Raw genomic sequence first — 23,842 nt, 5'->3', positions numbered from 1 at the left:
GAAGGAAGAAGAACATCGGAAAGCCGGATGAGGGAAAACCTCACGTCCGGTTTGATGAAGGGGGAGCTGGAAAAGTAAATGGAGGGCTTTCGCCCTCCAAAGAAATTTCAGTTTTCTACTCTACTTAATTGGGTAATGCGGATTAAGTTTTTTTTGATGTTGTGATCGACTGCCCCGTGTGCGAAAATCTGGAATAAAGGAGGCTGCTTGGGAATGAGACGACTCTTATTTGGGATTATCGGATTGTGTTTCGTGCTTGGCCTTACGGCGTGCTGGGGAGCGAAGAAGAATCCGGAGGTTACTCCAACGGCGGAGGAACGGGCCGAATACGCCGCTCAGAATCCATTCGGCGAGGAACGTTTTGACATGCCCGTCGGTTTGGAGCATCGGGCGGACTACCCAGAACTTATCTATATCATCGAGAAGCAAGGGCGGATTATCAGCAAGAGCTTGAAATCTCCGTTGGACAAGCCGGAGATCGTGCTCGACATCGGAGACCGAGTTTATGACGAGGAGGGCGAGCAAGGATTGCTGGGTCTTGCCTTTCATCCGAAGAACCCAGACCAAGCATACGTGAATTACACAACCGAGACGCATACGATTATCGCGCGATACGATGCGGATCCGGCTAATCCGAATCGTCTGGTTCCTGCCAGCGAGAAGATACTGCTATCTTTCGAACAGCCGTATGCTAATCACAATGGGGGACAGTTGGCATTCGGGCCGGACGGCTACCTGTATATCGCGACCGGGGACGGAGGCAGCGGCGGAGACCCTCATAATAAAGGTCAGAATCTGGGAAGCATGCTCGGCAAAATATTGCGAATAGACGTGGACGGAACGACGGGAGAGAAATCGTACACAATCCCTTCGGACAACCCCTTTTTAGACGGCGAAGCACCTGAAATCTACGCCTACGGGTTGCGCAACCCTTGGCGGTTCAGCTTCGACGAAGCGACAGGCAAGCTGTGGGCGGCCGATGTCGGTCAGAACCGCTTGGAGGAGATCAATGTCATAGAGAAGGGCGGGAACTACGGATGGCGCATTCAAGAAGGGACGGAATGCTTTGAGCCGGATTCCGGCTGCGACAAGACGGATCTCGAGCAGCCAATCTATACGTACGGGCGCGATCTGGGCGTATCGATTACGGGAGGGTTCGTCTATAGAGGACAGAGGTTGCCCGGGCTCATCGGTTGGTATGTGTATGCCGATTACGGGACGGGCACGATCTGGGCGCTTCGCCAGGAAGAGGATGGGACTGTCGAGAATCGGACGCTGCTGCAATCGGATGCGAATATTACTTCTTTCGGCAAGGATGCGACAGGAGAAATCTATTATTGCACTCAGGAGGGGCAGATTTTAAAGATTTTTTAGGTTATTCTCTCTTTATTGGGAGACGACATTGCTTCTAAGCTGTAATAAAACCAAGACAACTAGAAAATAGGTGATCGTCATCGCAACGACGAATTTCTGTAAAGATTGCGGAACGAGAATGCTAAGAGAATACGCCTTCTGTCCGGAATGCGGCACCCCAGTCGTTCCGAACGAAATAAGCGCGACAATCGCGCCGGACATGCAGCCCTATGCATCGGGCCAACCGACGGCAGTGCCGCCAATCGTGCATCCAGCGAACCCGGCAGTCGCGTTGTCCAAGAAAGCCAAGATTCTGATCGCAAGCGGTGTCGTCGTCATTTTATTGCTTGTTGGCGTCTATTTCCTGGGCAAGTATTTGACGGATGAGCAACGTCTGCTGGACAGATTCGAGTCGGCGATCGAAGACGGTAAGGCGGACAAGCTATTCGACATGCTGTCGGCTTCCAATTCGGATACTCCGTTCGACCAGAAGACGGTCGACGGGATCGTGAAGTATTTGGGCTCGAACAAGGAATCGCTGCTTACCGTCATGGAACAGTTAAAAGCCGAAGCGAAACAGTTGGAAGCCGGAGATGCGGAGACGTTCGCGAACGATGCCGATGCTGCTTTTCTCTACTTGAACATGAAGAACAAGAAACGCTGGCTGATCTATAACGATTATGAATTAAAGGTAAAGCGTTATATGATTCCGGTTCAAACGAACTTCGAAGGGGCTAAGATTCTCGTTAACGGCCAAGAAGCGGCTACCGCTAGCGGCGACGGTTCCTCGATCGAGGTTGGGCCTTTCCTCCCTGGCGAATACGAGATCAAATCCGTCTACGAAGGGGAATACACGACCTTGGAAAACAAGGAAACGGTATCGTTGTTCCCAATGGCGAGCTACGAGGATTCGGTAAAGTTGGTGCTCGAGGGGGACTACGTGCATGTATATTCCAACTACAGCAACTCGCGAATCTTCATCAATGGCAAGGATATCGGATTAGCCGTTGAAGACGGGAAGGAGATCGGTCCGATCGCGATCGACGGCTCCAACAAGATGTACGTGGAAACCGAGTTTCCTTGGGGCGAGATCAAGAGCGAGGAGTTCGCGGTCGATACGGATCAACTGGAATTTAACGTCTCCGAATTGAACGATGCGATGAAAGAGGAGATCATGAGCTCGGCTTATGATTTCGTAACTAGCTGGATGGCGGCGTTTCAGGCTCGCGACATCAATGCGCTCCGTCATGTGCATTCGGATCGGGTAGCCGACTTTACCGAATATTTTACCGATATGGTGGATAGCGATGAGTACTATATGGGAGAGCTTCATCGCATAACCTTCGACTTGGACGGTTTCGACGTAAACCAATATAGCGAAAGCGAATATACGGTCAGCGTCAAAGCGCAGGTGGATTATAGCGAAATTTTTTACTATAGCGAATATGAAACCGACCCAGTTCCAGTGGCAGGCACCAACTATACGGAATATGTCCTTCAGTACGTGGACGGACAATGGCTGGTTTCCGGCTGGAGTCCCTCGTATGATGTCGGTACGGAAAACACCAAGGTATACGAATAAGACCAGGAAGCTTCCGATCCTAACGGGCGGGAGCTATTTTTTTTGGATATTAGGACATATGTCCTTTTGCTGTGGGAATAATGCCTATACAATGGGTATAGATAGGGAGTACGTGCCGATAAGGTGGTCGTCATGAGGAAAATCAATGATCCGGATGCTCTAAGTAATCTAATGAACGCGCATCAGTTGAGCGGCTTGTTCGACGAGAAGACGGTAGCGGCAATGGAACTGTTCGCCTTCGATAAGGGCGAGATTGTCTGCACGGTCGACGATCGGCTCGATCATCTGTTCATGCTCGTGAAAGGCAAGATCAAGATCTACCGCGTGTTGCCTAACGGAAAATCCATTCTTATCCGATTCTATAATCCGCTTAGCACGATAGGCGATCTGGAGATGCTCACCGACTTAACGGTGCGGAATACGGTGGAGTCGGTGAACGATACGTTGTTCATTGGCATTCACCAGCAGGCGCTCGCAGATACGGCTCATCAGGATCCTGGTTTTCTCCGGTTCATTATCAAGCATCTTTCGCATAAGCTTCATACCTTCTTGACGGCATCAAGCTTGAATTTGCTCTATCCGGTCGAGACCCGGTTCGCGAGCTACTTGGTTTCCATTACGGTAGATGAGAACGATCAGGCGCAGATCGAGGAGATCAAAGCAGCCAAGCTCACCGAAATCGCGGAATTGCTTGGAACAAGCTATAGGCACTTGAATCGCGTGATCTCTCAGTTTGCTTCGGCCGGATTGGTGGAACGCTCGAGGGGATCGTTGTACGTTAAGGATATTAATCAATTAAAGAAGCTGGCTAACGGAAATTTGTACAGCTAAAAGCATGGGGGTTGTCATTGTGGTAGGCGCAATATACGCGGTCATAGCAGGTTTGTTCATAGGCATACAGAGCATATTTAACGTGAGGCTTAGCGAGAAGGTCGGTTTCTGGCTGACGAACGCATTCGTTCACGGGTCGGGATTCATCGTGTCGTTCATCCTATTTTTGCTAATCAAGGACGGAAGCCTGGCCAAGCTCGCATCGGTGAACAAGCTGTATTTACTCGGGGGATGCATGGGCGTCGTGATCGTCTTCACCGCGATGAAGTCCGTTACCGCTTTGAATCCGGCATATGCCATAGCTATCCTTCTTATCGCCCAACTAATTGGAACACTAGCCATAGAGAGCTTCGGTTTGTTCGGAGTCGATAAAGTGGCGCTCTCGGCGAATCGTTTGATCGGAATCGGCGTGATGATCGCCGGCGTGGTCGTGTTTAAGTATAAGTAACTTGCAGTCGCTTTTGTCGATATCCCGTTTGCTCAGTAAGATGAGCGTGGCGGGATTTTTTAACGATTCAGAATGTATAAAATTACGCTATCCATTTCTGAATCGTCTCCGACATAAACCTATCCCGCCATCCCAAGTACGGCGATAGCCGTTTATGCTTGGTTGGATTGGGTCTAACTAAATGTTTGCTGGGAGTGGCTGAGGAGCGCCGTAGATTGAGTTGGTCGAACTAAATGGGTGTTTGGGTCTCGTATGCTGGGCTGTAGTTAGGTTTGGTCGAACTAAATGAGTGGTTGGGGTCGTTTGGTGGGCTGTAGTTAGGATTGGTCGAACTAAATGAGTGGTTGGGGTTGTTTGCTGGGCTGTAGTTAGGTTTGGTCGTTACTACTTACGTCTCCTGGATTCCCTGAGGAGACTTTTTTCCTGTTTTAAAGGATTTTTAGTACTTGGTGTAGAAGTACTCCTACACAGAATTTGTGAAGGGAGCGAGGACAATGAAGCTATCATCAAAGCAAGTATTACAGGTTAGCAAAGGAGATACAGAGATCGCTGGTTTCATTTCTGCGCTCCTAACGCAAAACGAGAAATTGACCGAGATGGTTGAAACACAATCCAAGCAGATCAAAAAGTTAGAGAATCGTGTGCATGAGCTAGAGCGTCAGCTCGGTCAAAATAGCAACAATAGTAGCAAGCCGCCTTCAAGTGACGGATTGCGTAAAAAGAACAATCTGCGCGAGTCTGGTGGAAAGAACGGCGCGCCTAACGGGCACAAAGGCCATACCCTTCGTTTCAGCCTTGAGCCAGACGAAGTCATCGTTCATCCTTTGCTAACTTGCAAGAACTGTAATCATTCCTTGGCTGACGTGCCCGCACAAGAGTGGATGAAAAGACAAGTGCTTGACTTGCCACTCTCTCCGCTCATTACAACCGAACATCGAGCGGAAGAAAAACGTTGCCCTTGTTGCCGCACGCTACAACGGGCCGATTTCCCTGCCGCAGTTAAAGCACCCGTGCAATACGGGGAGAGTTTTGCAGCTTGGACGACCTATCTCAGCGTCTACCAGTTACTGCCCCTGAAACGGGTTGCTCAGTTCTTTTTCGACTTAACCGGATGCCGCCCGAGCGAACGAACTTTGCTCGAGCAATTGAATACGATGGCATTCCATGTAGCTGAATTGGAACCGGTAATCAAAGCGCACCTTCGCAACGAGCCATTCATTTACTGCGATGAAACGCCTATGCGATTGAACGGGAAGCAACATCATCTCCATACGCACTCGAGTGCGTATTGGACGCTATTGCATATGAACGAAAAGCGGTGCGGTTCGGCGTTTACCGAAATGGGCGTACTTCCTGCCTACAACGGTGTCGTTGTGCATGACTGCTTCTCTTCTTATTTCAAATCCGACGTTACGTTCGCCCACGCGCTTTGTAATGCGCATCTCATGCGTGAGTGCCAAGGTATCGCAGATTACGATAAACACCAATGGGCAACCGACATGAAGGAGTTGCTTCGTCGAAGTTGGACATTGGCCAAAGCGGCTCGAGCATCCGGCATCCCATTGTCTGATGAAACCCTCGCCGAGATTGATCGGCAGTACGACGACAATCTGGCGCTTGGAAAAATAGAATGGGCAAAAGATAAGGTGCCCGAGAAAACCGGGCCCAAAGGACGAAAATGTAAGAGTAAATCAGCGAACCTTGGAGATCGATTCGAACGCCACAAAGCGTCGATTCTCCGCTTTCTTTACGATGCCCGAATACCGTTTGATAACAATCAGGCTGAGCGCGACATTCGCATGTCCAAGGTGAAACAGAAGATCTCCGGTTGCTTTCGGACAGCCATCGGCGGTCAGCAATTTGCCAGCATTCGCGGGTTTATTTCAACTCTCATGAAACAATCCCTCCCTCTGCATAATTCACTCGCATCTGTTCTTCGCGGGCAGTTTCATTTCAGGGCTACGTAAGTAGTAACGGTTTGGTCGAACTAAATGGGTGGTTGGAGTTTGCGTGGAGCCGTTTGCGAATCCCGTAAATAGCTGTCTGAGCGAAAGGGATACCGACGAAGTGAACGGGGTTGCGAGAGGAATAAGACGGCGAGTCTCGAAAGTCACAAATGGACAAAGAAAAGAGGCGGATTTTATCCGCCCCGTTCTCTTACTTTATTGCGGTTCTTCCTTAAACTGGCTTAGGAATTGTTTCGGAATGTCCGTCTCGAAGCGCATCAGCTTGCCCGTCGTTGGATGTTCGAAGGCGAGCACGCGGGCGTGCAGGCCTAACCGGGAGAACGGCTTGGTCTTAGAACCGTATTTCTTATCGCTGGCAATCGGATGGCCGAGATCCTGCATATGGACGCGGATCTGGTTTTTGCGTCCCGTCTCGAGATGAACCTCTAGCAGGGAGTAGTTCCGGTTCGCTCTTAGCACTTTATAATGGGTAACCGCGTGCTGACCGTCGTTCGGAGTGAAGCTGGAATACATCTTAAGCGTCGAAGTTTCCTTGAGCCACGAAGTGATGGTCCCTTCGGTTTTCTTCACCATGCCTTCGACCAAGGCCACGTACAAGCGCTCCTTGACGATATCATGCCATCCCTCTTGCATCTTCTGCTGAACCTTCTCGCTTTTGGCGAACATCATGACACCCGACGTTTCCCGGTCCAGGCGGTGCAGAACGAAGATCCGATTGGCCGGATTCTCAAGCCGAACATGCGCGGTCAGCTGCCTGTAAGCGGTCAATTCGGTTTCCTTGTCCGTTGCGATGGACAACAGTCCGGCATCCTTATGGACGACGATTACCGCTTCGTCTTCGTGGAGAATCTTTAGTCCGACGAGCGGCGGGGCAACCGTCGTGCGATCCTTGCGAACCGTTACGACCTGTCCCGGATGCAGGGGATGATTGTATAGCTTCTCGACCCGATCGTCTACGGATACTTGGCCATGGGCGAGAAGAGACTTCACGGAGTTCCGTCCTTGCGGAGCGAGCTTGTCCAGCAGGAAGAGCAATAGCTCTCCCGCCTCCGTTACTTTGAATGATTTCGGAGGAGTCTGACTCCGGTTAAAAGCCCCGCCACGGGGGCGGGGCGGCTTATTTCCTTGTCTCATAGGGAATCTCTCGGTCCTTTCGCACGCATGCATCAATGCAGATGGTTCAATTATAACCTATTTCTCGAACGATCAGAAATTTACTTAGTGGAAAATCATCGCGGTCCTCTATATAACAAATATTCCAGTCGGGTTGACGGTCAATGATGAACAGCATATAGTTTGTATGGATATACACACAGAGGAAATATTTGGGCATATCATTCGGAGCTGCCCAGAAGGATATGTTTGAAGGAGGAAGCTAGACGATGAACTCTCTTAAAGTCGATCGCATTATCAAAAACTATGGCGACAAAACGGCCGTGAACGGCCTTAGCTTCGATGTGTCGGAGGGCGAGATTTACGGATTGCTAGGTGCTAACGGTGCAGGAAAAACAACAACGATGCGCATGATACTCGGACTTATTTTACCTGATGAGGGCGATATTCGTTACTTAGGCAAAGCCTACGGCAAGGAGCAGCTCAGCATGCTGGGGTATTTACCTGAGGAAAGGGGCATGTATCCTAAGATCAAAGTGAGCGATCAAATCATCTACCTGGCTCAATTGCGCGGTATGTCCCGCAAGGATGCCGACCGGAACCTAAAGCGGTGGCTGGAGAAGTTTCAGGTGCCGGAGTATTACAACAAGAAAGTCGAAGAGTTGTCCAAAGGAAACCAGCAGAAAATCCAATTTATAGCGGCCGTCATTCATAATCCCAAAATCCTCATTCTCGACGAAGCGTTCAGCGGATTGGATCCGGTCAACGTCGAGTTGCTGAAGTCAACGGTTAAGGAGCTCCGTGACGGAGGAACGAGCATCGTGTTCTCTACCCACCGGATGGAGCACGTCGAAGAATTGTGCCGCAACATTACGATCATGCATAAGTCGAATCCGGTACTGCAAGGGCCGATCAAGGATATTAAGAAGAAGTTCCCGCAGGAGCGGGTAGTGGTGGCATCCGAAGGCGAGATTAGCGGATTGGAATCGATCGCGGGCGTTCATCACGTATCGAGACACGAGCATGGAGGTTATGAGCTCAAGGTGAGTTCTCCTGAAGCGGGACAGCGAATTCTGCAGCATGCGATGTTACAAGGACTGATTACCCGTTTCGAAGTGATGGAACCGACGTTAAACGAAATCTTCATTAAGACGGTAGGTGAAAACCATGATTAACGGCTTATGGACGGTACTGGCGTTTACGGTACGTAACAAAATACGCAGCAAAGCTTTCGTTATCATGACGGTCATTTTGGCGGTATTGCTCGTCGTCGTGGGAAATCTTCCTTACCTGATCGACAAGCTCGGCGGCGGGGATAAAGCAACGAAGGTAGGTTATGCCGAGGGTCAGCAACCGGCAATCATTCAGGGGTTAAAGGACTACTATGGACAGCTGCCGAAACCGGATGTTGAGCTCGTATCCGTGTCGGGCTCGGAGCAACAATTGAAGAATGCTTTGGAAAATGGGGATGTCGGGGGTTATCTGACCTTTGCCGAGGACCCGAAGATGGGATTCCCGAAAGCGACCTATAACGCGAAGAGTGCATTCGAGAGCGGAACGGCTACTTCGTTAACGGGCGCGCTCCAGAAGGTCAAGACCGATATGATCATCAAGGATGCCGGACTTACTGAAGATCAGAAGAACCAACTCTACGCGCAGGTGAGCTTGGATACCCAGAAAGTAAGCTTCTCCAACGAACAAGGCAAAACTGAGGAAGAACAGGGCATGGCAATCGCTCTGACTTACGTGATGATCATTCTTCTGTTCATGGCCGTCATGATCAGCGGACAATTGATCGCCACGGAGATCACGGCGGAGAAGAGTTCCCGCGTCATGGAAATCATCGTGACGAGCGTATCGCCGCTCAAGCAGATGTGGGGCAAGATTCTAGGAACGTTCATCGTTGCGATGGTTCAGCTTATCGTTCTAATCGGCGCTTTAGTAGCCAATCTTCAGTTGCCGCACAACTCGGATTCGCTCGATAAATTCGGCATTGACTTAGGCGTGCTCGACTTAACTCTTGTCGTCTATGCGGTCTTCTTCTACCTGGCAGGTTTCTTCTTATACGCTACCTTGTTCGCGGCGGTAGGCTCTATCGTCAGCCGCACCGAGGATCTCGGGCAGGCGCTGCTGCCGATTACGATGTTAACGCTCGTCGGCTTCTACGTCGCGATGTTCGGACTCACGCATCCCGACCATATTTTGATCAAGGTGTGCCAGTATGTCCCGTTCTTCTCGCCGTTCCTGATGTTCTTAAGGATCGGATTAGCCGAACCGGCTTGGTGGGAGATCGCATTGTCCATCGCCATCTTGTTCGCATCGATTCTCGGAATTGGTTGGCTCTCCGCGAAGATCTACCGTGTGGGAGTGCTGATGTACGGCAAGCGGCCTTCGGCAAAAGAGATCGTTAAGGCTATGAAGGCTTATAAGGTTTAAGGTAATCGCAAGTAAATAAGTGTTGTCGTCAAATGTATGATTTGAAATGGAGAACCTTGATGACCAGATTCTTTGGTATATCAAGGTTTTTACTATTGTTCAAAGTATCTACGCAGATCTTACAAGTTATATAGGATCAGTTAATGCCGTGGCGATAAGGAAAACAAAAAATATTGAACATAGGACAAAGAAGTTGGAATTTAAAGCGCTTTCGATCCCGTTCTATAATGAAGTTACGATAAAAGAAAGGGGTCGCATACATTGTCGAACTTGTTTTACAAGCCGGATGGGGCTTGGGTGGGAGACCTCATCCCCTTCTACAAAGACGGTACCTTCCGTTTGTTCTATCTTCATGATTGGAGAGAGAATAAGAAAATTCACGGAGAAGGAACCTCCTGGTTCGAGCTCCGGACAAGCGATTTCGTACACTACGAAGAAAAAGGCGAAATGTTGAAGCATGGAACCGTGAGTGAGCAAGACTTGAACTGTTATACCGGCTCCATCATTGAAGCCGAAGGCGAGTATCATCTGTTCTACACTGGCCTCAATCCGCACCCGGACTTCGTGGAGGACGGCGTGCCGCTCCAATGCGTCATGCACGCCGTGAGCACGGATATGGAATCGTGGCGGAAAATCCCTGAAGATACCTTCTATTCGGACGGGATTCAATACGAAAGACATGACTGGCGCGATCCCTTCGTGTTCTGGAACGAGGAGGCGGGAGAGTACTGGATGCTTCTCGCCGCGAGGAACAAAGAAGGTCCGTCCCGGCGTCGGGGGAGCATCGCATTGTGCGCTTCCAAGGATCTTAAGAAATGGGAAATCCGAAAACCTTTCTGGGATCCGAAAATGTACGTGACGCACGAATGCCCGGACTTGTTCCGGATCGGGGAATGGTGGTATCTGGTTTACTCCACGTTCTCGGACCGGTTCGTCACCCATTACCGCATGAGCAAATCACTCAGCGGACCTTGGACAGCGCCGAGAAACGACGCGTTTGACGCCAGAGCTTTCTATGCCGCGAAAACATGGAGTGACGGAAACAAGCGGTACGCTTTCGGCTGGGATCCCAGCAAGGAAAACGAGGACGATTACGGAGATTGGCAATGGGCCGGGAATTTGGTCGTGCACGAAGTCGTTCAAGAACCGGATGGAACGTTAACGGTTCGTATACCGGAGACCGTGTCCGATCATTTTGCAAAAAAGCAGGCTGTTGAGTGGGGTTCACGTATCGGGGATTGGATGGAGTCAGAGGGACGCATAAAGACGGCGGCTGACGAAACATTCTCTTGCATATCAGCCGGCTCCATGCCCGAGACATGCAAGATTACGGCCAGGTTGTCCTTCACCGAAGGGACCAGAAGCTGCGGCATCATGCTTCGCGCAAGCGAGGATCTCGACGAAGCCTATTACATTCGCCTTGAACCGATTCATAACCGCCTCGTATTCGACATGTGGCCCCGCCGGGTAATGGGTGAGGCGCAGTGGCACATCGACGGAGACCGCCCCCATGCGGTAGAGATGGAAGTGCCGATAGAATTACAAGCCGGCAGGTTTTACGATATAAAGATCGTTGTGGAGAATTCCGTTTGCGTCGTCTACGTGGCCGATCAGGTCGCCATGACTACGCGCTTGTATAATTTGAAAACCGGCAGCTGGGGTTGCTTTGTCCAGGAAGGCCGGGCGCAATTCGCACAGGTATCCATTTCGGTTCCCAACTAACAGGAGGTCTTATAAATGATACGTTACTTCAAATGGTTGACTCTCGCATTATCACTTGTTGTACTGATGGCATTAGTGAGCGCATGCGGAGGCGGTACCAATAATAGTAACAATACTGCAGAAGCCGGTTCGGGAGCTCCGGCGAACGACGGTCAGAAGGCGGATAAGAAAACGTACAAATGGTTTGTCGCACGGGGCGTAGACGGCCCTCAAGCCGTTACCGTAAAGGAAATTGCGGACGAGTTCTCCAAAACGCATCCGGAATTCGAACTGGTTATGGAAGGTACGGGCGATCGCCCTTCCTATTTGCAGAAGCTGCGGACATTGATCGCCAGCAACGAGATGCCCGCAATGTTTGATACCGATTCCGATGCCTATGCTTCTAAGCTGGTGCAAGAAGGCAAGCTGGTGGACATGAAAAAAGTGCTGCAAGACCTTGTGAAATATGAAGATTTCCGTCCAATTGCCTTGCAATATCAGCAGTTCGCAGACGGTAGCATGTATACGCTCCCGCTCGAATTTGGGATCGAGGTATTCTGGTACAACATCAAGATGTTTAAGGATCTCGGTCTTGAAACGCCCAAGACGTTCGATGAGTTTATGAAAGTGTCCGAAACGCTAAAAAAGAATGGGATTACGCCGATTGCCGTCGACGGCAAGGACAAATGGCCGGTTCTCCGGTACCTGGCGTACAAGCCTTTCCGCATAACCGGCAATGATTTTATCGAGAATGTGAAGAAGGGCAAGGCATCCTTCAAGGATCCGGCCGGTATGGCAGGCATCCAATTGGTTCACGAACTGGGCACCAAAGGGTACTTCCAGCAAGGGTTCGCTTCGACGGATTACACCGCGGCGCGCGACTTATTCCTGGCCGGAAAAACCGCGATCTATTACATGGGTTCATGGGAAACGATGAATTTCGCAAACGATAAAATCAGTGCGGAAATGAAGGATAACATCGGATTTTTCCGGCTTCCCATGATGGATGGCGCCAAGACAGCTGAGAACGATTATTTCATCAACTCGGGGATCGGCGTTGCATTCAACCAAGAGACATTCGATGACACAATGAAGGAATTCGTCAAATTCCTCCTGGAAAAATATCCGGCAGCCTATACGAAAAAAGGCCAATTCTCGCCTTTCAATTATGCGCTTGATCAAGCGCAGGGGATGCCGGAAATTTTCTATAAAATCCAAGACGAGATCGCGAAATCCGGAAGCGTCTTCGCGGTGCCGTGGGATACGCGCCTCGACCCGGCCACGAATGAGCTGCTCGGCAACGAGTTGATTGCCTTGGGTCTCGGAGCCCATACTCCGGATGAGTTTGCAGAAATAATGGATCAAGCCATTAAAGAAAACGCGCCGAAATATTTCAAATAACCACGCTGATCAACTGGCCAACCGAAATTCGGTTGGCCAGCTATGTAAATATAGTAGAAGGGGGAATTAGGAAGGCATGGATAATATCCTACGTAATCACAAAGCCGTTCTCGTCTTCCTGTTGCCGGCAATGCTCGTGTATGTGTTCACCGTTCTATCACCCATCCTTTGGTCGATCTATTTTAGCTTCTTCTCCTGGGACGGGGTTTCCGATATGGTCTACATCGGCTTTGACAATTATGCTAAGATACTCGGCGGCGACAAAACTTTCTGGAAGGCATTCAGCAACAACCTGATCTATGTTTTCATTATTGTGGCGATGCAAGTGTTTCTCGGTTTGTTGGTTGCCATCTTACTGACCAGCATCACCAAAGGGAGAGAATTGTTTAAAACGTTGTATTTCGCTCCTGCGATCATCACGTCGGTAGCCATAGCCCAGCTGTTCCAAAACATCTATTCGTTCGAACCAGTCGGAATATTGAACTATTGCCTGGAACAGATCGGTCTCGGAGACTGGAGCAAGCCTTGGCTTTCCGACTTGGAGTGGGCTCTGACTGCCGTATCGATTCCCGAAGGATGGCGTTTTATCGGTCTTTATATGATCATCTTATATACTGCGCTCCTATCTATTCCTTCTGATATCGAGGAAGCCGCCAGAATTGACGGAGCTTCTTCCTGGAACCTGTTTCGTTCGATCAAAATGCCGCTAATCAAGCCGGTACTAATGGTTTCGATTATTATGGCCACTACGGGGGCTTTAAAAGGGTTCGACATCCCGTATCTCCTGACGAACGGCGGGCCAGGCCGCGTGACGGAATTGCTGCCGACTTATATGTACAAAACCGCCTTCTCCAGTTTGAATTTCGGCTACGGCAGCGCTATGGCCGTATTTATTGTTATTGAAAGCCTCATTGCAGTCGCTTTTATCAGACGGATGATGGACAGTAAGGAGACCTGAAGATGAAACTTTCCAGCTATTCCAAGGCGATTTTTGCGATTATTTCTGTTGCTCTGCTTGTCATTCAAATTTATCCGCTTATATGGGTGTTCATTTCCAGTTTTAAAGCGCCGACCGATTTTTCCGGCAACAACCCGCTTAGCCTGCCCAGCCGATTCTCATTCGAAAACTATCTCAATGTTTGGAACAAAGGGAATTTAGGCACTTACTTTTCAAACAGTCTTATCGTCGCCGTGACGACCATCGTGCTGGTGATCCTGTTCAGTGCCATGGCTGCTTTTGTCATTGAGAAGATGCGGTTTAAATGGAGCAAAACCGTATTATTCTTATTCCTGTGCGGCATTATGATCCCGATTCAAGTCGTGCTCATACCGCTTTTCATTATTTATAACAAAACGGGAATTATCAATACGCTTACTTCCCTCATTTTGCCCCAAGTAGGTTTTGCTCTGCCGATCTCGATTTACCTGTTCGTCAGTTTCTACAAATACATCTCGAACGAGATTATGGAGGCCGCCGTCATGGACGGCTGCGGTATTTACCAGGTTTTCTGGCGGATGATTTTCCCTTTATCCCGCAATACGATTGTCACCGTTGTCATCATGAATCTGATTTTCATCTGGAACGAGTTTATTTTTGCGAATACGTTTATTCATGACATGAAGTCGCGGACGATTCCGGTCGGGTTAATGGATTATATCGGCCAGTACGGTTTGACGGACTGGGGAGCGACCTTTGCCGCAATCAGCATTACGACGATCCCTACCATGCTTGTATATTTTATTTTCAATAAGAGCGTTATTTCCGGTATGACCGCAGGAGCGACTAAAGGTTGATCACCCATATACCTTTGGCTGAAGGTATAATGAGAGAACCAGGCTTTATACTTTTCTCAGCCAGAGGGATTTCATGAAAATAAACCGACCATTCCTGTCGATTAACATCCGAAGCAAGATTATCATTTTGTCTATCGCCTGTTCCTTGCTGCCGCTTGTCCTTATCGCCTCCTTAACCTTTGTCTATTTAAGCAAAGTGGTCGAGAACAAGGTGTCCGATACCACCTCCAATTTGCTGGGCTCGATCAATTGGAACATCCAAACCTTCGTGAATGACGTTGAAACGATTTCGAAACTCATGTTGTCTTCCCGTGACGTTCAGACCTTCCTATCCTATAACAAGGATGATTTTAAGGAAATTTATGACCTTCAAAACGATACTCGTAATCTGATCGTCAATATTTCCAACAACAAATCGTATATTCGTTACGTATACGTAGGCAGCGGGCAAAGGGAACTGATCGTCACGAATCAATGGGACAGACTAGCTTACGACAATATCTATCAGGCTGTCTCGCAGTCGAAATGGTATAGGCAAATCATCGACATGGGGGGCAAGGGGTTATGGCTGAACAGCGATGAAGTCCGTCTCGTCAAGAATAGTCCGGACTTGCTGTTATACGGGAAACGATTAAATAACCTCGATACGCTCGACCAGATCGGCATGTTGATTATTTCAATCGACAGTCGGGTCTTCGATGAAATGTTCAAAGACATTACCAATGCGGAAAACGGGCATTTGATGATCCTGGAGCAAAACAAAGTCATCTATCATAATTCCCGTACTGCTGATTTAAAACAAATGCCTCAAAAGGAATTGAACCTGCTCTATGATTTGCCTGAACAAGGCACCCGCATCGAAACGATGGGCGGAGAGCGATATGTTATCACCTTCGATACGAATCCGGGGACCCAGTGGAAAGTGGTCAGCATGATCCCTTATTCGAACATTAATTCGGAGATCGTCTTCATTCGTAATGTTACATTCTCTTTGACGCTGGTGGCTTTCCTGCTTGCTGCCTATGGTTCGTATTTGATCTCGAATCGGATCACCAAGCAATTGACTTTGCTCACTTCCGTCGCCCGAAAAGCGGCCAAACGGGATGAGATCGAAGGAATCCTCTTTGCGGAGGAAGACGAAATCGGTAAAATCGGCAACCAATTCTTGCGGACCTTCCGCACCAACACCGAGTTGTCGGACAAACTTATAGAAGCCAAGCTGAAGGAGAAAGAAGCGGAGCTGCATGCGCTGCAAAGCCAAATCAACCCTCATTTCCTATATAATACATTGAATTCAATCTATTTAATGGCGGAACGAATCGGGGCCAAAAACATTTCCAAAATGGTCATGTCTCTTTCCAATATATTTAAATTAAGCTTGAACAACGGAGACTACATTACCACTGTCGGCAATGAAATCGACCAAGTTAAAAATTATTTAGAGATTCAAAACATCCGCTATAACGGAAAATTCGAGGTGACAATCGACCTCGAACCGGGAATCGAGCATACTCGCATGTTGAAGCTTCTTATTCAGCCGTTGGTGGAAAATGCGATTTTCCATGGAATCGAGTTGAAAGAGGATAAAGGGAACATTGCTATTCGGGGCCGAAAAGAAGGGGAAACGCTTGTATTCGAAGTCGAGGATGACGGAGTTGGTTTTGATCCTGCTGGTATGCAGCCGAGGGGATACGCTTTAAGGAACATCCAGGAAAGGATCCAATTGCATTACGGCCAAGACCGCGGAATCCGCATAGACAGCGTTCCGGGCGCCGGAACCAAAGTTACCCTTGAAATCGGCATAATGAATTGAGGTCGAGCTCTCATGTATAAACTTTTTATAGCGGATGACGAACAGCTCGTGGTGGAAACGTTGTCGGCCATGATCGATTGGAACGCATCCGGGGTACGGATCGTGGGGACGGCAAACAACGGCAAGCAAGCGCTGGAACGGATTCTTCAGTCGGATCCGGACGTTGTCCTTACCGATATTCGGATGCCAGGCCTGAACGGGCTTGAGCTGATCCGTGCCCTGAAGGAGAAAGGCCGCAAAGCGGAATGCATCATCGTGAGCGGATATTCCGAGTTTGAATACGCCAAAGAAGCCATTGAGCTGGAGGCGGTGGATTATTTGATCAAGCCTGCGGAGCTGGAGGAAGTGGCCAAGACCGTCTCGAAGGCGATTGAGCGATTGGAGAGAAGATCGGAACAAAGCGGGGACCGCCCTGAGCTTCGGATCGCGAAAGCATTGGATCGGGCGGTGTTTACGGATCTTATCGTCCATGGCAATTGTCCTTCGTTCGATCATTCGCCATTCGAGCGATATGACCAGTTTGCGGCCATCGTACTCGGAAGCTCGGCGACGCTTTGGCTCGAACGGATGAAGAACAATGGCGTCACGGATTCTCTCCTAGGCTTTTTGGCGAATCGCGGAATCGCCGTGGATCTGCTCTATGAGCAGCAGAAAGTGATCTTATTATGCATGGCAGTCCTCGAGGAAAACGCGCCATTAACGGAAATTCTGATCGCAGCAGCCGCAACTTTTTCCAATCACAGCTCATCGGAGAATTTTTCATTGTCGTTTGGAATCGGCCCGGTTGTAACCCATATTACGCATGTACACATTTCTTTTTTGGCCGCCGACAAAGCCTGTCAAACGGGTCTGTTCTTCGGCGTTCCGGTAATGAACGGGAACAGTTGGCCGGAGCTCACCCGCGTTTCCGAGAGATTGATCTCCGAATGGTCTGATAAAATACAGTCCTTCGTCCGTTACGAACGGGAAGAGTTCGAAGAGATGCTCGGACGTTGGACGGAATGGGGGGCGGGGAGAATGGCTCCCGTTACCCTAAAGAAGGCCGGCATCCAATGGGCGAACCGAATGCTAGATTTGATTGAGCAGGACTATGGAATAAAGGTCGAAAGCGTGATCGGAGACCGCGCGCGGCTGATGGACGGGATACTGGAAGCGTCGGATTGGCCGTCTTTGCAGAAGCAGTTCCAGGATTTGGCGCAGGGCGTGCAATTCTATTTGAACGTAACGAAAACCACCCTGAAAGAAAAGGTGGTTCAAGAAATCAAAGCTTATCTAGAATCCCATTACCATGAGAATATCCAACTCGATCAATTGGCGGAGCGATTCGATCTCAGCCCTTCCTATATAAGTAATTTGTATTCCAAATCGACCGGTCAGACGATTCTGGAATATGTCACTTTGCTGCGAATTCAGAAATCAAAACAGCTGCTGCGGGAAAGCAGCTTCAAAATCTCTAAAATATCGGAGAACGTCGGGTATGATAACCAGCGTTATTTCTGCAGTGTTTTCAAGAAGCATGTGGGCTTAAGTCCCGGACAGTACAGAGAAGAGCATATGATCAAAAGCGCCAAGGATCAAACCGATCATCCGTATCAGAAACAATAAATCTCATCTATAAGATTAATAACAACAAGAAATCTCAGTTATTAACTAACAAAATCTCAGTTATAAATAAAAAATCGCCCTATTTGGCGATCTTTTTGTCTCAGTTATAACCATTACGCACAACTTGTGGTGCACGCAGAAGGATGAGACATCCAGAACTCGAGACGGTCACGTTCTATCTCAATATTGATAAGATGCGGCTTCAGATCAGGATGACCTTTGTGTCATCCACGCTTTGGAAGATGATAGCGACAGCCTGACGCAATGTCAGGCTGCCGATCGTTACTTATAAAACAACGCTTTTTGAGGTCGATGAGCCGGCTATTCCAACGTGAACGACGCCAGACTTGCGTTACCGATGCCCGTATACTTGAAATATAAGGCTTGAACGCCGTCCGGAACGGCGATGTCGGCCGCATACGTCGTCCATACGTTCGTGAAGTCGACCGGAATCGATCCGAGCGACGGACCGTTCCATGCCGTCTTAACCTCGAAGCTGCCTCGGGCATAACCGCGATTCTTGATCTTGACGCGTTTCACGCCTTCGCATTGAAAATACTTGAACCCCGCCGTTGCGGAATCCCGCATATTCGCGATGTAACCGACCTCTTCGTCCCCGTCCTTGCCGTCTTGCGTAATCTTCGGGAATCGGCCGTCCATCCACGCGCCGTGCGTGCCCGTATAGTACTCATCCGTATTCGTGAACAGGTGGCAGGCCAGATATGCCGGATACTCGCCTCGGCCGACGAGCGGGCCGCCGTTCGGACCGCTTGTCGTGATCTCCGCTTGCGGAATGGTGCCGTCCTTCAGGATCGTGATCGGTTCGATGCAGCCCTGGCGGCTGAAGCTCGTGCCGTTCGTATGACGGTGATAGAAGATGTACCATTGCCCGTTCGCTTCCACCATGCCCCCGTGATTGTTGCCGCCGTAGTACATGGGCTTGTTCGCCGGCTTGTACGTATCGATATGCAAGTCGTTGTTGCTGACGATGATGCCGCGGTACGCGAAGCCGCTCGTCGGATGCTTGCTGGTCGCGTAGCACAGCTCGTGCATGACGACCGAGGAATAGACGAAATAATACGTATCGCCTAGCTTACGGATGGATGGTGCTTCGAAAAACGCATGTCCTTCGAAGCCGGATCCCATGCTGTACGGCTCGCTGGGCACGATGAACACTGGTTCTTCAACAATTGTAAGCATATCCGGCCCGATTACCGTGGCCATCGCGCCATTGCGCGACTTGTCGCCGATCGCGCAGAACCCGGTATAAAGGTAAGTGAGGTCTCCTTCCGTCAGGACGCCCGGATCGAATTGCGGCTGATCGCCCTCTCGGTCGCCCAAGCGCGTTCCATCGGAGTACCGTACATATCCGTAGAACTCGTACTTGCCGGCCGGTGTATCGCAGACCGCGACCGAGACGACGGACACCTTATCCAGGACATAGTACAAATAATAACGCCCGTCCGGACCGAGGGTGACGTCAGGCGCGTAGAGACACATGCGTCCGTCCGGATTAAGCGGATCGTCCGTCTTCTCGTAGATGACGCCTTCATACCGCCAGTCCGCGAGATCATCGGCGGGTGCCGACCAACAAACATAATCGTTCAGACAGAAGGCATGCCCGTTATAACGGTCATGCGAGCCGTATACATAAACTCTGTCCTGGAAGACATGGGGTTCTCCGTCAGGAATATACTCCCATGACGGCAAGTAAGGATTTACGCCTTGTTTCTTCATAATGTTTTCCACTCCTCTTTTAGCCTTTCACTCCGCCAACGACCATACCTTTGACAAAATACTTCTGCAGAAATGGATAGACCATAATTATCGGCACACTTGCAACGATCGTCATTGTAGCGCGAATCGAAGTCGGTGTAACCATTTGTACATTTCCTTGTGCATTAGCATATTGGTCAGCGGCCGAGGTGCTCGTGTTGGATGTGGACAATATCTTCATCAATTCATATTGCAGCGTACTTAGATTATGCCTTGAAGAATTGTACAGGAATACGTCAAACCAGGAGTTCCACTGATATACCGCTACGAACAGAGAGACTGTAGCAAGAGCCGGTACGGTCAGTGGGAGTACAATGCGGACAAACGTGGTAAGATCCCCTGCGCCGTCCATTTTGGCAGATTCCATGATTCCTTCCGGCAAGCCTTCCATGAAGGAACGAATGACAATCAAATTGAACACGCCGATGATGCCCGGAATAATGTATACCCAGAAGCTGTTCAGCATGCCGAGCTCTTTAATAAGCAGATAGTTTGGAATCAAGCCGCCGCTGAAATACATCGTAAAAATGAAGGTAATCGATACAAATTTCTTCAATTTATATTCGGGACGGCTGATCGCATAGGCCAGCATCGCTGTACAAAATACGGAAACGATTGTCCCGACGATCGTCCTTGCTGCGGAAATGAAGGTCGCAAAGAACACGTTGGATTCATTAAACACATACTCATAGTTTCGAATTGTCCATTCACGCGGCCAAAAATAGATGTCGCCTCGAATGGAGTCGTTAGCATCGTTAAACGACAAGGCAAACATATTTATGAAGGGATACAAGGTGATTATGATCAAAATAATCATGAAGCTGTAATTACACATATCGAATATTCTGTCGCCAATCGAAGAATATCGAGCTGAATTGGTTTTTAACATCGTATCGCCGCCTTTCATCTAATACAATCTGCTTTCGCCAAGCCGTTTGGCGAGGTTGTTGGCAACGATAAGGAAGATGAAGCTGACCACGGTTTTAAACATACCGGCTGCCGTCGCCAATCCATAGTTATTCATTTGTATCCCGTATTTCAACACGAATATATCAAGATTTTCCGAATATTCAACATTCATGCCATTGCCAAGCAAGTACTGCGGCTCGAATCCGGACTCCAGGATATGGCCCAGGTTCATGATGAGCAAGATGACAATGACGGGCTTCATGCCTGGAAGCGTAATATGCCACATTCTTTGTAAGCGTGACGCGCCGTCGATCTGGGCTGCTTCGTACTGAGTAGGATCAATGGTCGTAATGGCGGCCAAGTAGATAATCGTATTCCAACCGACATTCTTCCATATTTCCGTCACGCCGAGAATTCCCCAGAAATATTCCCCGACTCCGAGCCACAATATGGGTTTATCGATCATATTGAACTGGAGGAGCAATACATTGAAAATCCCTTCCGGAGCAAGCGCTGTCTGGACGATATTAGCGGCAACGACCCACGAAATGAAATGCGGCAAATAACTGATCGTCTGCACCGTCCGCTTGAAGTAGATTCTACGTAGCTCATTCAGGAGAAGCGCTAATACAATAGCCGTTACGAATCCCAGCACAAGATTAATAGAGCTCATCACAAGCGTATTGCGCAAGACCAGGTAAAACTGTTGTTCCTGAAACAAAAACTTGAAGTTATCCAATCCCGTCCAAGCCTGGTCGAATATATCTCTACCCAGCCTGTATTTTTGAAAGGCAATCGTCCAGCCCCAGAGCGGAACATATTTAAATATGATTACCCATGCAAGAAAAGGCAACGACATCAGCATCAACATTTTCTGTCTGGATAATGATTTGAATAAAGCTATTAGGCGCGAATCGTCAGAAGTCGATGATCCTGTCAACTGCACGGTATGTTTCTCCACCCGATCCGTCTCCCTTCCGGTAAAATCTTGTCTGTCTCTAACAGAAATTAGATGGGAAAAGTGAATGGCTTCACTTTTCCCGGGTTACCATCATTATTCAGGAACTGCCCTTTACCATTTTCCTGCGACCCGATCCTTCACCTTGGCGGTCATGAATGCCTCAAAGTCGGCAGCATCCAGTTTGCCGAACTCTGCGAGATAGTCATTCCAGACGGATTCGAACTTCCCTTCGGAGAGTACCAGTTTAGGGAAATACTTCTTCTGAAGATCTCCAGCTTTCTGATTGAAGATATCTTCTGGAGAACCTTGCGGCTTCTCGATACTCCATGCCGGATACCATGGTCTTTCCACGGGTTTGGCGAAGAAACCGGAGAATGTATCGATGCCGTATGCTTCAAGCAGCGCCCGGTCGCCGTCTGTATAATTGACGTCCGCTACTTCAGGCTGGCTGAATGGCACATGCGCATTGCCGTCCTCGTACACGGAGTTGTTGCCGTAACGCGGCCATTCATAATCGAAGTAAGCCCAGCCGTACTTACGTTTGAAGTCGTTATCGTTGCGATTCGCCAATTGCTCTTCGCTCATGACGAAACGGCCTTCTTCGTTCACGGAGTAGGTGACGCCTTCCTCACCCCATTGGACTAGCTTCTGGTTCTCTTCAGTCAGCAGATTATTCCAATATTTAATGATGCGAACCGGATCCTTGGCGCTTACGCTAATTCCGAGGCCGCGGTTGTTGACGAAGGAAGGCGGATCCATGTAGGCATCTGTAATGCTCTCGTCAAATACGATTGGAAGCGATACATAACGCAGATCGTCATTACCGGCTGTCTTGAGGTTGTTGATAGCATCGCCGATCTGCCAGATGTAGCCGCTGAATCCGAGCACGCGGCCGGAAGTCAGCTTGGCCTTGAATTGGTCTCCGTTAGCGGTGAAGCTCTCCGGATCGACCAAGCCTTTTACGTACATTTCATTCAGCGATTGCAGCCATTTCTTCTCGTAATCGGTTCCCTGGTAGAGCTTGGCTTCGTGCGTCTCCAGGTCAACCATGACGTTGCCGTCGTTCGGATATCCGGCCAGATGCATAGGGGCATTCGTGATCGTGTAGAATTGACCAGGTTCGCCTGCGAATGTTGCGAAGCCAATCGTGTCTTTTCCATCTACGGAAGGATATTTAGCCTGATATTGCTCGATTAGATCAAAATATTGATCAAGTGTTTTTACTTTCGGATAGCCGAATTCTTTCAGAACTCTGCGTTGAATCCAGATGTTGCTGCCTGCATCCGGTTCCGTCAAGTAGCCGCCAATATTGGCTGTAAAAGGAAGGATGTAGATGTTACCGTCTTCATGCGTAATCTTGTCCATATAATCGCCATACACTCGCTTGATATTAGGACCATGCTCCTCAATCAGATCATTAAGCGGGATATACGCTTCTGCATCCAGTAGCTTGGCAAGCTCGCCCACCGGGGAGATGACATCGGGATATTCGCCGCCGGCAATCATGACGCCAGCCTTGGTGCTCGGATCTCCGACAACAAATTCCATCTTCCAATCTACGCCTGTTTGTTCTTGGAGGATTTTGCCGATCGTTGTATCGCTTGCCAGTACGTCGTTATTCGTTCCGAATCCGAAGTAACTGAAGGTGACCGGGTCTTTACTGACCTCCCCGGTCTTTTCGTCGGTCGCGGTGCTGGTGTTCGTGTTGTTCTTGTTGTTTGTTTCCCCTCCTTCGCCATTATTCGACGAGCAGCCGGCAAGGAGGAGTGCTACAGCCGTTAGCACGGCCAGGCTGGTTTGCAGCCATCTTTTGTTGCGCATTTCAAATCCCCTTTCTTTTTCGCAATGTTGTAAGCACTTTCAGTGTAGAAGAAAAAGAAAATAATTGTTATATAGCAAACCTTAGATCTGTCTTTGAATAGTTAAGAACTTGTTTGATGATCAGTTTTCGCAAACTCGTGACTTCAGTCGTGAGTTAGAAAACTTCGGATAGGGCGTGGCTTTTGCCATGTTAACTATCGCATGTGTTTAGGAAACGGATACAAACAAAAACAACACTTCAATGCGAACATGTGTGCTAAAATAGATGTATATGCCAAAACGAAAGGAGACCGTGTTCGTCATGCTGCATCATAAAGCCTACAAATTCCGC

At 49.1% G+C, this 23,842-nt stretch carries 18 protein-coding genes; 13 read left to right on the top strand and 5 right to left on the bottom strand.

Going from position 1 to position 23,842, the window contains the following annotated elements:
* Positions 1 to 213: 213 nt before the first annotated feature.
* The 5 genes from E2980_RS22520 (at position 214) to tnpC (ending at position 6,181) form a co-directional block, all read left to right on the top strand.
* Positions 214 to 1,374 (top strand): PQQ-dependent sugar dehydrogenase, encoded by a 1,161-nt coding sequence (locus E2980_RS22520; protein ID WP_135154479.1) that lies wholly within the window; start codon positions 214 to 216, stop codon positions 1,372 to 1,374.
* 118 nt (positions 1,375 to 1,492) lie between these two features.
* A complete protein-coding gene (locus tag E2980_RS22510; RefSeq protein WP_167747227.1) occupies positions 1,493 to 2,935 on the top strand; it encodes a zinc ribbon domain-containing protein in 1,443 nt (480 codons plus the stop codon).
* A gap of 132 nt (positions 2,936 to 3,067) precedes the next feature.
* Positions 3,068 to 3,766, top strand: coding sequence for a cyclic nucleotide-binding domain-containing protein (locus E2980_RS22505; RefSeq protein ID WP_135154476.1), 699 nt, complete (start codon positions 3,068 to 3,070; stop codon positions 3,764 to 3,766).
* A gap of 19 nt (positions 3,767 to 3,785) precedes the next feature.
* Positions 3,786 to 4,214 (top strand): DMT family transporter, encoded by a 429-nt coding sequence (locus E2980_RS22500; protein WP_135154475.1) that lies wholly within the window; start codon positions 3,786 to 3,788, stop codon positions 4,212 to 4,214.
* Between the two features lie 494 nt (positions 4,215 to 4,708).
* Positions 4,709 to 6,181 (top strand): IS66 family transposase, encoded by a 1,473-nt coding sequence (tnpC, locus tag E2980_RS22495; protein WP_135154474.1) that lies wholly within the window; start codon positions 4,709 to 4,711, stop codon positions 6,179 to 6,181.
* Positions 6,182 to 6,376: 195 nt separating this feature from the next.
* On the opposite strand, the gene E2980_RS22490 is transcribed toward tnpC, so the two are convergent.
* The gene (locus E2980_RS22490; RefSeq protein WP_135154473.1) at positions 6,377 to 7,315 is read right to left on the bottom strand and encodes an RluA family pseudouridine synthase; all 939 of its coding nucleotides are present in this window, start codon (positions 7,313 to 7,315) and stop codon (positions 6,377 to 6,379) included.
* 248 nt (positions 7,316 to 7,563) lie between these two features.
* Here E2980_RS22490 and E2980_RS22485 point away from each other — a divergent pair, with 248 nt between their 5' ends.
* The 8 genes from E2980_RS22485 (at position 7,564) to E2980_RS22450 (ending at position 18,044) form a co-directional block, all read left to right on the top strand.
* A complete protein-coding gene (locus E2980_RS22485; RefSeq protein ID WP_135154472.1) occupies positions 7,564 to 8,469 on the top strand; it encodes an ABC transporter ATP-binding protein in 906 nt (301 codons plus the stop codon).
* Positions 8,462 to 9,730: an ABC transporter permease gene (locus tag E2980_RS22480; RefSeq protein WP_240703152.1), complete on the top strand. Its 1,269-nt coding sequence runs from the start codon at positions 8,462 to 8,464 to the stop codon at positions 9,728 to 9,730. Before E2980_RS22485 ends, E2980_RS22480 begins: the two co-directional genes overlap by 8 nt.
* 261 nt (positions 9,731 to 9,991) lie before the next feature.
* A complete protein-coding gene (locus tag E2980_RS22475) occupies positions 9,992 to 11,452 on the top strand; it encodes a glycoside hydrolase family 32 protein (RefSeq protein WP_135154471.1) in 1,461 nt (486 codons plus the stop codon).
* Positions 11,453 to 11,467: 15 nt separating this feature from the next.
* Positions 11,468 to 12,832, top strand: a complete 1,365-nt coding sequence (locus E2980_RS22470; RefSeq protein WP_135154470.1) for an ABC transporter substrate-binding protein — start codon at positions 11,468 to 11,470, stop codon at positions 12,830 to 12,832.
* A gap of 76 nt (positions 12,833 to 12,908) precedes the next feature.
* Positions 12,909 to 13,790, top strand: a complete 882-nt coding sequence (locus tag E2980_RS22465) for a carbohydrate ABC transporter permease (RefSeq protein WP_205700018.1) — start codon at positions 12,909 to 12,911, stop codon at positions 13,788 to 13,790.
* 2 nt (positions 13,791 to 13,792) lie between these two features.
* On the top strand, positions 13,793 to 14,626 hold the full coding sequence (locus tag E2980_RS22460; protein WP_240703151.1) for a carbohydrate ABC transporter permease: 834 nt from the start codon (positions 13,793 to 13,795) through the stop codon (positions 14,624 to 14,626).
* 73 nt (positions 14,627 to 14,699) lie between these two features.
* Positions 14,700 to 16,439, top strand: coding sequence for a sensor histidine kinase (locus tag E2980_RS22455; protein ID WP_135154468.1), 1,740 nt, complete (start codon positions 14,700 to 14,702; stop codon positions 16,437 to 16,439).
* Between the two features lie 12 nt (positions 16,440 to 16,451).
* A complete protein-coding gene (locus E2980_RS22450; protein ID WP_135154467.1) occupies positions 16,452 to 18,044 on the top strand; it encodes a response regulator transcription factor in 1,593 nt (530 codons plus the stop codon).
* Between the two features lie 321 nt (positions 18,045 to 18,365).
* Here the strand turns inward: E2980_RS22450 and E2980_RS22445 are convergent, their stop codons facing one another.
* The 4 genes from E2980_RS22445 to E2980_RS22430 form a co-directional block, all read right to left on the bottom strand.
* Positions 18,366 to 19,781 carry a family 43 glycosylhydrolase gene (locus E2980_RS22445; RefSeq protein WP_135154466.1) on the bottom strand — a complete coding sequence of 472 codons (1,416 nt, stop codon included), beginning with the start codon at positions 19,779 to 19,781 and terminating at the stop codon, positions 18,366 to 18,368.
* 19 nt (positions 19,782 to 19,800) lie between these two features.
* Positions 19,801 to 20,709, bottom strand: coding sequence for a carbohydrate ABC transporter permease (locus E2980_RS22440; protein WP_135154465.1), 909 nt, complete (start codon positions 20,707 to 20,709; stop codon positions 19,801 to 19,803).
* Positions 20,710 to 20,727: 18 nt separating this feature from the next.
* The gene (locus tag E2980_RS22435) at positions 20,728 to 21,690 is read right to left on the bottom strand and encodes an ABC transporter permease (protein ID WP_420808670.1); all 963 of its coding nucleotides are present in this window, start codon (positions 21,688 to 21,690) and stop codon (positions 20,728 to 20,730) included.
* Positions 21,691 to 21,801: 111 nt separating this feature from the next.
* Complete coding sequence (locus tag E2980_RS22430) at positions 21,802 to 23,511, bottom strand: ABC transporter substrate-binding protein (protein ID WP_135154464.1); 1,710 nt, start codon at positions 23,509 to 23,511, stop codon at positions 21,802 to 21,804.
* Positions 23,512 to 23,842 lie beyond the last annotated feature (331 nt).

Origin of the sequence: Cohnella luojiensis, assembly GCF_004564235.1 — a bacterium.
Taxonomy (GTDB): domain Bacteria; phylum Bacillota; class Bacilli; order Paenibacillales; family Paenibacillaceae; genus Cohnella; species Cohnella luojiensis.
The sequence above is the reverse complement of the archived record's forward strand: the minus strand, read 5'-3'. Positions and strand labels throughout refer to the sequence as shown.

Excerpts from the sequence above, each read along its gene's own strand:
- E2980_RS22510 (WP_167747227.1), top strand. The coding sequence starts at position 1,493 with ATGCTAAGAGAATACGCCTTCTGTCCGGAATGCGGCACCCCAGTCGTT.
- E2980_RS22480 (WP_240703152.1), top strand. The coding sequence starts at position 8,462 with ATGATTAACGGCTTATGGACGGTACTGGCGTTTACGGTACGTAACAAA.
- E2980_RS22505 (WP_135154476.1), top strand. The coding sequence starts at position 3,068 with ATGAGGAAAATCAATGATCCGGATGCTCTAAGTAATCTAATGAACGCG.
- E2980_RS22465 (WP_205700018.1), top strand. The coding sequence starts at position 12,909 with ATGGATAATATCCTACGTAATCACAAAGCCGTTCTCGTCTTCCTGTTG.
- E2980_RS22440 (WP_135154465.1), bottom strand. The coding sequence starts at position 20,709 with ATGTTAAAAACCAATTCAGCTCGATATTCTTCGATTGGCGACAGAATA.
- E2980_RS22460 (WP_240703151.1), top strand. The coding sequence starts at position 13,793 with ATGAAACTTTCCAGCTATTCCAAGGCGATTTTTGCGATTATTTCTGTT.
- E2980_RS22470 (WP_135154470.1), top strand. The coding sequence starts at position 11,468 with ATGATACGTTACTTCAAATGGTTGACTCTCGCATTATCACTTGTTGTA.
- E2980_RS22450 (WP_135154467.1), top strand. The coding sequence starts at position 16,452 with ATGTATAAACTTTTTATAGCGGATGACGAACAGCTCGTGGTGGAAACG.
- E2980_RS22455 (WP_135154468.1), top strand. The coding sequence starts at position 14,700 with ATGAAAATAAACCGACCATTCCTGTCGATTAACATCCGAAGCAAGATT.
- E2980_RS22520 (WP_135154479.1), top strand. The coding sequence starts at position 214 with ATGAGACGACTCTTATTTGGGATTATCGGATTGTGTTTCGTGCTTGGC.
- tnpC (WP_135154474.1), top strand. The coding sequence starts at position 4,709 with ATGAAGCTATCATCAAAGCAAGTATTACAGGTTAGCAAAGGAGATACA.
- E2980_RS22490 (WP_135154473.1), bottom strand. The coding sequence starts at position 7,315 with ATGAGACAAGGAAATAAGCCGCCCCGCCCCCGTGGCGGGGCTTTTAAC.
- E2980_RS22445 (WP_135154466.1), bottom strand. The coding sequence starts at position 19,781 with ATGAAGAAACAAGGCGTAAATCCTTACTTGCCGTCATGGGAGTATATT.
- E2980_RS22485 (WP_135154472.1), top strand. The coding sequence starts at position 7,564 with ATGAACTCTCTTAAAGTCGATCGCATTATCAAAAACTATGGCGACAAA.
- E2980_RS22430 (WP_135154464.1), bottom strand. The coding sequence starts at position 23,511 with ATGCGCAACAAAAGATGGCTGCAAACCAGCCTGGCCGTGCTAACGGCT.